The following is a 9,390-nucleotide window of genomic DNA, read 5'->3' as shown; positions in this document are numbered from 1 at the left end:
TTAAGCTTAACGCCTAAACTCGCCATTACTTTTGGTGACCCATTTAAAGCAGGTCCTGAAGGCAAGTTTGACTTAGCGCTTTCCTCAGAAAAAGCCACTCTAACCAATCTTAACTTGCTAGTAAGTGCTAACGAAGTAGCACAGCAGTTACCACTGCCTTTACCTATGCTAGCGCAAGGTGATGTTGAATTAATGGTATCTGCAGCAGAAATTGACCTCACTAAAAACAACCAATGTATTAGTGCAACAGGTAATGGTGCATGGTCGAAAGCCGGCATAACCGCATTAGATAAAACGGTGCCATTAGGTCAACTCAACGCAGACATTAGCTGCGCGAACGGCGTATTAACTTTGGTTATGTCGCCAAAAAATGATTTAGGCTTAACCTTTACCGCATCTGTTGGTCAAAATGGTAAAGCCTCTGGCAAAGGTTATTTAAAGCCCGGCCCTAAGTTTCCAAGCGCCCTTAACGACGCCTTACCTTTTTTAGGCACACCTGATAGCCGTGGTCGTTATCGTTTAGTTTTTTAATTGGCTAATCACCCTACATACGCCCTACATTCGACCTACATACGCCCTAACAAAACATTGTGAGGCGTAGGTGTTCGACATCACCGTAGGGGCGAATTTATTCGCCTAATAATGAGAACAGGCGACTGAAGTCGCCCCTACATTTACCCTACATACGCCTTAAAAAAGAACATTGCTAGACGAAGGTGACCGATATCACCGTAGGGGCGAATTTATTCGCCTAATAATAACAGGCGACTGAAGTCGCCCCTACATACGCCCTACATTCATCCTACATATGCCTTAACAAAAAACATTGTTAGGCGAAGGTGATCGACATCACCGTAGGGGCGAATTTATTCGCCTAATAATAACAGGCGACTGAAGTCACCCCTACATACGCCCTAACAAAAAACATTGTTAGGCGAAGGTGATCGACATCACCGTAGGGGCGAATTTATTCGCCTAATAATTAGAACAGGCGACTGAAGTCGCCCCTACATACGACCTAACAAAAAACATTGTTAGGCGAAGGTGATCGACATCACCGTAGAGGCGAATTTATTCGCCTAATAATAACAGGCGACTGAAGTCGCCCCTACATACGCCCTACATACGCCCTTCCTTCGTCATTCCGTAGGTCACTTAATACGGAATCTTGTGCGTGTGATTGTATGCCCCCTAGGCGCATTACTACGCTAAATGTAACAAAATATTCTTGTGTTATTTTCAAATATGCGTATATTTTGTTGCTTGAAATTTTAAGTAGCATTTATACCAATTAAACTTAAGTTTACATTCCTTTATAAATAAAGTTGATAAGTAAAGTTACATGTAAATTAAGTGCTATATAAGCATAAATTGGTAATTAAGCGACTTTAAAATTAATAATGAATTAATTTAAATAAAATGGCGAAAAATAACATGTCCCGAAATCTATCACGGAAGATTGAAATGAGTAATCTTTCACTAAACAATTCACACTTTATCAGCTCAGCTTTATCGAACTCGCCAAAAAAGGGCTTTAAAACAATACTAAGAAATAGTTCAATCATGTTGGCCTTGTCACTATTTTTAGCTGGTTGTAACGACAATAATTCAAATACAGATGATAATACTCCAGTAGATCCTGTTATCACTTTAGACACTGAACTTAGAGAAATCATTACTGCGCAAAAATTAACGGGTGATCCAAGTACTGACCGAGAACTACCTAGCATTGACGACCCACAAGCTCAATTAGGTATGAAATTATTTTATACTAAAAGCTTAGGTGGCGATTTAGATTCTGCTTGTGTTAGCTGCCATCATCCTATGTTAGGTGGTGGTGATGATCTTGCTTTACCTGTTGGTGTAGATGCCGAACAACCTGATTTATTAGGCCCCGGTCGTGTTCACAGTGTTACAGGTGAACATTATTACAGTGGTGCTGCAACTGTACCGAGAAACTCACCAACAACGTTCAACATTGCCCTTTGGGATAACTACATGTTTCATGATGGTCGTGTAGAAAGTTTAGGAAAAACGCCAAAAAAGAACGGTAACGATGGCTTAGGTATTCGCACCCCTGATGTTGCTTTTGGTACCAGTGATAGCTCAGCGGGTATCAATTTAGTTGCCGCACAAGCAAGGTTTCCTGTCACTTCAGACGAAGAAATGAAAAACTACACTAACTTTGAAGGTACAACTAACGCAGAAGTTCGCGATAATTTAGCTCAACGTATTGGTAATTACGGTAACCCATTAGGGGGCATGTTAGCAGTAAATGACTGGTTAGTAGAATTTCAACAAGGCTTTGATGCGCCTGATGGCACGGCAGAAGAATTAATTACCTACAATAACATTGCTCAAGCCATTGCTGAATATGAAAGATCACAAGTGTTTGTAGAAACACCTTGGAAGCAATATGTGCAAGGTGATAACGACGCAATTAGTGAGACAGCCAAACGTGGTGCAAAACTCTTTTTTAATAGCCAAGAAAATGGTGGTGCAAACTGTAGTTCATGTCACAGCGGCGACTTTTTCACTGACGAAGACTTTCATGTTATTGGTATGATCCAACTGGGTCGCGGTAAAGGCGATGGCGAGTCTGGTACTGAAGATTTTGGTCGCTATAGAGAAAGCCTTAACGAAGATGAAATGTTCGCATTTAGAACGCCTTCATTACTCAATGTTACTGCCACAGGTCCGTGGGGGCATTCTGGTGCATCAAAAACTCTTAGCCATGCTATTCGTACCCATTTAAATCCGCAACAAGCATTAGATGAATACGACTGGTCACAGTTAAATCCTGCAATTCATGCCACAGATAGTGTTATTTTCACTCAACGAGCTATTGATAAACTCGTTCAAAATCGCGCTGCAGGTATACCAAGTATTGAAGATATCTCTCTCACGGATACTGAGGTTGCTGAATTAGTCGCCTTTATTGAAACATTAACGGATCCTTGTGTTGAAGACAGAGAATGTATGAGCCAATGGATTCTTGATGAGAATGATAATAACCCTGATGGTTTACGCTTAGATGCAATTGATCAAGATGGTAATTATTTATAAGTCATACAAAACACCCAATCAATAATTGATTATCATCACCGTAGGGGCGAATTTATTCGCCCAATAATAAGAACAGGCGACTGAAGTCGCCCCTACATACGACCTAAAAAAACATTGTTAGGCGAAGGTGCTCGACATCATCGTAGGGGCGAATTTATTCGCCTAATAATGAGAACAGGCGACTGAAGTCGCCCCTACATTCACCCTACATACGCCCTACATACGACCTAACAAAACATTGTTAGACGAAGGTGATCGACATCACCGTAGAGGCGAATTTATTCGCCTAATGATAGGAACAGGCGACTGAAGTCGCCCCTACATACCTCTAACCAAAAACATTGTTAAGGCGAAAGTGATCGATATCACCGTAGGGGCGAATTTATTCGCCTAATGAGAACAGGCGACTGAAGTCGCCCCTACATACGCCCTACATTCACCCTGCATACGCTTTAATAAAACATTGTTAGGCGAACGAAACATTGTTATACGAAGGTGAACGATATCACCGTAGGGGCGAATTTATTCGCCTAATAATAATAACAGGCGACTGAAGTCGCCCCTACATACGCCCTACATACGCCTCTAGCTTCGTCATTTTGTAGGTGGCTTAATACGGAGTCTTGTGCGTGTGGTTGCATAGTAGTTAATCAACTATTGAGCATAACGAATGGGATTCTGAATCAAGTTCAGAATGACGACGGTTGTTCAGGGTAACAATGGTTGTTTAGCGGGGATTCATGAGTATGGTCAATCCATACTCATGATAATTACAATATTATTAAATCAACACTTAAAGCTACTTATTTGAGTCAGGTTGCGATTTTTTAATATTTTGTGTTTTAAACGCTTTCAAATAATGCCCTGCTTTTTTATTACCTTTTTGATATGCCAGCGTCAATAGTTTTAAACTTTTATCTGAACTTTGTTCAGTTGCTAAACCTTGTTCAAACATCATCGCCAACATAATCATTGCGTTTGTATTTCCACCTTCAACTGCTTCATCGAAATTTCCAAAAGCTTTATCGTATTCTTTATTTTTCAGGTGATATTTACCTAGTTCATAATGCGCTAATACATTCCCCTTTTGTGCCGCTTCACCAAACCAATACATTGCCTTTTCTTCATCATAAATAGCATTGTCGGCATCGTTATTGTGCTTAGTACTGTACAATATTGCTAAGTTGACTTGCGCATTAACAAAGCCTTTATTAGCCGCTTTTTCTGCCCATTTAATGCCTTCTTCAATATTTTTTTCTACACCGCGGCCCTCGATATACATAAGTGACAAATTGGTCGTACCGTATGGATCACCTGCTTTTGCAGATCGTAAATAGTATTCAAATGCTTTTTCAGCGTTTTGCGGGTAGATTTGCCCCATCTCATATAAACGGCCAATCTTATACAGAACAGCTCCGCTAGCTCCTTCCGCAGCCTTATTCAACCAGAACAAGCCCTTTTCTTTATCCTGTGGTATTCCGCCTTGACCATGAAAGTAACTGAAACCTAGATTGTATTGTTGTGTCGGAATGCCTTTTTCCGCCAAAGCTGTCAGTTTATCTAGATCCAAGTTTTGTGAAAATACATTTGATGAAAAGGAAATGGTAGTAATCGATAACGTGATAATCAATAGAATAATAAATTGACGCATAGTGTTTATACCGCTAATAAGAGTATTAAGTAATTGGGTGGGTACTTTAGCTAAAATCCCCTCACTTGTAAATTGGGATTCTGAATCAAGTTCAGAATGGCGACTGAAGTCGCCCCTACATACGCCGTAACAAAAAACATTGTTAGGCGAAGGTGAGCGACATCAACGTAAGGGCGAATTTATTCGCCTAATAATAAGAACAGGCGACATTAGTCATCACTCCGCTGCCCTTCCTTTGTCATTCCGTAGATCACTTAATACGGAATCTCATGCGTGTGGTTGAATAGTGCGTAGGATGACGAAACAAAAATGCAGAATGACGATTGGGGTTCTGAATCAAGTTCAGAATGACGGATAGAGTCCGTCATTCTGTAAATGGGTTAATAGCAACGCTCTATATTAATCCATTCTAAAATCTAGTTAATTTTTTTAACCCAAGTGGTGAAGTCAAAAATAGGGGTTGTACAATTGACATTTTCTAACTGCCATTGCTGATGTTGATCATCAATTTGATCGATAATATTCCATCTAACTTGGCATTTAGGAAAGTTAACTTCATCGTTACTGTCAGTAATGTCAATAATTACCGCATAGTCTTCTTTAGTATAGCTGCCACTCGCTAAATTTTTGACTTGTAGCTCAGCTAAGGCTGCGTCGTAACATTGCGTTGTACAATTTTCAGTGACTAACGGTTTTGCTACTTTGCCTACCGTGATTTCACCGTCATCAAATTGCCATAAATAGCTGTCGTATAAATTACAACTTTCAACAACGTCTTCTTTTGCTAATTTCTTATCATGACAAAAAGACCAAGCGCCTTGTATGCCTGTGCCTGACTTTTGTAATGCAGCTACTGTTTCACTATTGCCTTGTTGCGTAGCAGAGTCCATAGACGCGCTGTCGTTATTTTCACTACAGGCGCTAAGTAATACTGTGCTGACAACAGCCGAAAGTAATAATTTTTTCATCGTGTACCTCTTTGAAATTTTATAAATTAATATAATGAGAAAGTTAGCTAGTTTTATAAGAAAACTGAGACGATATATTATAAATAAAAAAGGAGCCCTAAGGCTCCTTTTTATTCACAATATTTGTAACTAATTAATATTTGGTATTAACCAATATTAGTTAGAGTTAACTACTGTGTATGCTTCAGCAGATAATACTTCATCTGTAATCGCACTATCTACAGCTAAGGCTGCATCGTTAGTTACAGTTTCCCAGAAGTAAATACGTGAAGTACCAGCAACGATACCTGTAGCAGTACCACCATTTGCCGCTTCATGCATAGTTACAGAAATAACTTTATAGTCTGAGCTAAATGATGCAGCAAATGAAGCACCGTTAGCAAAGTTAGTTCTATTCGCTTCAACACCATCAGCAGCATATTGGAAGATGTTGTTCGCTTGAGCAGCTGATAACGTTAATGAACCGTTATAGTCACCTGCTTGTGCGTCATCTAATGCATGACGAATATCAGAACGTTGATCACCAGCAGTAGTAGAATCATTATCATCTGCTAAATCAATTGGATGACTGAAACTAAAGCGTACAGTTACAACACCATCATCATCACCAGCAGGTGTAGCAGCAGCATCAGAGTAACCGATTGTTTGCTTAGTGATAGTAAAGATACCAACATCGTTGTAAAGCATGAAACGAGGTGCATCAACTAAGTAACGACCAAAACGATCATTAGTTAAATCAGCATCTGAATCTACTGTAAGAGCAGAATTCTCATCACGGTCAAATGTTGACCAGCTGTTACCACGAGTATCTTCAATATCATCCCAGTTTAACGCTAAGTGATTCTCAGTAGTTGTATCACCATCTGAATCGAATACAAACTCATCGTTAGTACCGTTTTGGAACAGACCAGACATGTTAGATGCATCAATTGCTACAGTTAACTCATCACCTGCAACATTTAAGCTATAAGCGCCTTCAGTAGGAGAAGTTGCAGTAGAGCTTAATGTAAGTGGGTAAGTAGCTGTTACACCAGTTAAGTCACTTAATCTTAAAACGTCGCCATTTTTCGGGCTAACTGCTTCATTGAAGTTAATGATGATGTTAGAACCATCCCAACGAGCAGAAGTTACGAATGCTGGCATTGCATCTTTAATAACAACACGTGCTGCTGAGTTAGCGTTAGCTAAGTTACCACGAGCATCAACAATTGAACCGTTAGTGAAGTCAATCGCTTCATTGTGGTCGTTGTTAGCAAAAGCAATCATGTCAGCAACAGTGAAACGTGCTAAATCTTGACCTGATTTAGGAATCTCAGTGTTACCAGCAGTATCAACAGTACCTACGATTAAGTTACCATCGATATCTGTAGTTAAACCATTTAATACACCCGTAAGTGTAAGGTCAACTGACGCTGATTCTACTGGAGAAGTAGCACCTACAGCGATAGTTTCTGAGAAAGCTACACCTAAGCTATTACCACGGCCAGTCCAAGCAGCAAAACCTGGGCCAGAATATAATTGGTTTTCATTAATATCGTTAGCAAGTTGTGGATCTGTGAAACCATTAGTTACATCAAATGCAAACGCGTCAAATTCTTCATAACGTTCTGAAAGGTTAGTATCTGAAGTTGGTGATAAGTGACGTGGTTGGATGTAGATGATTGGGTCACCCTCATCACCACTTACGCTACCTTCAGTTACTTCACCACCTGAACCAGCAGCACCAATTCCTGCGTCAGCTGTTGTAGCTGAGTAATCACCTTCAAGAGCCCATAATTCATAGTTTTCTTGTAAGATAGTTGTAGGAGCAACTTTATCTTCAACTGTTACAGTGATTGTATCACCAGTAACACCGAAAGCACCTTCTGGAGTGATTAGGTATTCAGAACCGTGAGTAGTTGCTGTTACAGCAATTTCAAATGCACCTGTAGAAGAAGGAGTATCTGAACCGTTGTTACCAGAACCTTTAATTCTTGTAGCAACAACATTTGTTGCATTTTGTACTGAACCAACAATAACAGCTGTGTTGTTAGTGATAGACGTTAAGTCAGCAGAACCAAAACGTTCTAATAAACGTTCACCAGTATCTTTACCAGCAACAGTACTTTCTTGACCGTTTAAGTTAGTTACATTGTCAGTACCTGACGCTGAGTTTTCCCAAAGAGGGCTAACAGCTAATAATGAAGAATCTAATGTTTTAACTTCTTGCTCAGCAGTAAGACCTGTTGGTGTTTCAGATGGTGCAACATAAGTACATAGACGTGTACGGATGTAACCAATTTTACCAGTTTGTTGAGAGAATACATCACTTGCGATACCGAATTCAGTACTACCACCGAAGTCAGCGCCATCATCGATAACAAGATCATCTTCAGTTGTATCAGCAGTTCCAGCTGCAGCTCCAGCATTTACAACGTCTGCATCACCAGTAACAATTACGTTACCGCTAGTATCAGTGTATTGCCATTGTGGGAACCAAACTGAGAAACGTTGACCATCGTCTAATGCATCAGCAAGAACAACTGTTAACGACATACCGTCAGCAGCTAAAGTTACATTTGGAGTACCATCAGTATTAAGAGCAATATCTAATTCAATTTGTGAAGAAGTAGAACCGCTTGCTTTTGTAACAACAACGTCTGATGCGTCGAAGTTTGCAGCTGACATAGCTTCGTTAAAGTTAAGTGTGATACCTGTAGTACCATCAATACCTTTGCTTAATACAACATATTGATAATTATCAGCAGCTTCAATTGTATCAATTGAACCAGCTACACTTGCAATGTATGGTTCAACATCGTCGTTAGACGTGATTAAACAAACTTCCATATCACCAAGGTTGTTTACGATACCTTCAGAAATAGTGCTAATTGCAGTTGCTTCAAATTCTACTGAACTACCATTTGCTGCAGCATAACCTTCAACTGCTAGAGTTAAATCAGAGTCAGTAGGTAATGCATCAAAAGAGAAAGTACCATTTTCGCCAGTTACTGTAGTAAATGTTGGAACACCTAGGTCTACACTAGTATTACCGTTTGTACCTGTACTAGTTACTGCAGTAAAGTCTAAAGCAACTTTAACACCAGCTGGTAAAGCAGCACCTGTGTTACAGTCACGTAAAACACCAGTTACTTGAGCTGAGAACATTGGTAAGTTAGCTGTTTCTGCTTGTGCTAAGAAACCGTCAAACCAAGTGATTTGCTCACCGTTATTGGTAGAATCTTCAGTATTAGAACCGTTGTTACCAGAATCAATCTGGATATTATTAGTAGTTACACTTACTGTACCGCTAGCATAGCCGTCTGGGCCTGTAATTGTAACTGTGTAAGCTGAACCATTGCTTGTAGTATTATTAGAACCATCTACACCAGATAATGGAACACTAGTAAAGTGGTAGTAACCACTCGCATCAGTTGTTACTGTGCTACCAGCTAATGACACTGTAGCGCCCATTACTGGTAAACCGTTAGTATCTAGAACAGTACCTTGTACAGTACCTGTACCTTGTGCTTGCTCACTTGTATTACCACCATTGTCTTCAACTACAGATTCTGAAGTTGATGTATTTGCATCGCCGTCTGAATCGCCACATGCTGCTAAGCCTAAACTTAGTACAACAGCGAGTGCTACTTTTGTTTTATAAAATTGAGTTTTATTAACCATTATAGTGTTCCTATCACTTAAATATTACTTTAATACTTCATA

5 protein-coding genes are annotated in these 9,390 nt (G+C 39.8%); 2 read left to right on the top strand and 3 right to left on the bottom strand.

The genetic code is table 11. The features are described 5' to 3' along the window. Both KO509_RS11845 and KO509_RS11840 read left to right on the top strand, forming a co-directional pair. A partial coding sequence (locus KO509_RS11845; protein ID WP_215973478.1) for a type II secretion system protein N occupies positions 1-531 on the top strand: 531 nt, incomplete at its 5' end. Positions 532-1,464: 933 nt separating this feature from the next. Further along, positions 1,465-3,066: a cytochrome c peroxidase gene (locus tag KO509_RS11840; protein ID WP_252727534.1), complete on the top strand. Its 1,602-nt coding sequence runs from the start codon at positions 1,465-1,467 to the stop codon at positions 3,064-3,066. Between the two features lie 799 nt (positions 3,067-3,865). On the opposite strand, the gene KO509_RS11835 is transcribed toward KO509_RS11840, so the two are convergent. The 3 genes from KO509_RS11835 to KO509_RS11825 form a co-directional block, all read right to left on the bottom strand. Further along, a complete protein-coding gene (locus tag KO509_RS11835) occupies positions 3,866-4,717 on the bottom strand; it encodes a tetratricopeptide repeat protein (RefSeq protein ID WP_215973477.1) in 852 nt (283 codons plus the stop codon). A 416-nt stretch (positions 4,718-5,133) separates the two neighbouring features. Continuing rightward, complete coding sequence (locus KO509_RS11830; protein WP_215973476.1) at positions 5,134-5,685, bottom strand: hypothetical protein; 552 nt, start codon at positions 5,683-5,685, stop codon at positions 5,134-5,136. A 156-nt stretch (positions 5,686-5,841) separates the two neighbouring features. Beyond that, entirely contained in the window at positions 5,842-9,348 is a 3,507-nt protein-coding gene (locus tag KO509_RS11825; protein ID WP_215973475.1) for a carboxypeptidase-like regulatory domain-containing protein, read from the bottom strand. Positions 9,349-9,390: the final 42 nt, after the last annotated feature.

Origin of the sequence: Colwellia sp. C2M11 (genome assembly GCF_018860915.1) — a bacterium.
Classification (GTDB): Bacteria; Pseudomonadota; Gammaproteobacteria; order Enterobacterales; family Alteromonadaceae; genus Colwellia.
Note: the sequence above shows the minus strand (reverse complement) of the source record. Positions and strands in the feature narration are given on the sequence as shown.

Excerpts from the sequence above, each read along its gene's own strand:
- KO509_RS11840 (WP_252727534.1), top strand. The coding sequence starts at position 1,465 with ATGAGTAATCTTTCACTAAACAATTCACACTTTATCAGCTCAGCTTTA.
- KO509_RS11835 (WP_215973477.1), bottom strand. The coding sequence starts at position 4,717 with ATGCGTCAATTTATTATTCTATTGATTATCACGTTATCGATTACTACC.
- KO509_RS11830 (WP_215973476.1), bottom strand. The coding sequence starts at position 5,685 with ATGAAAAAATTATTACTTTCGGCTGTTGTCAGCACAGTATTACTTAGC.
- KO509_RS11825 (WP_215973475.1), bottom strand. The coding sequence starts at position 9,348 with ATGGTTAATAAAACTCAATTTTATAAAACAAAAGTAGCACTCGCTGTT.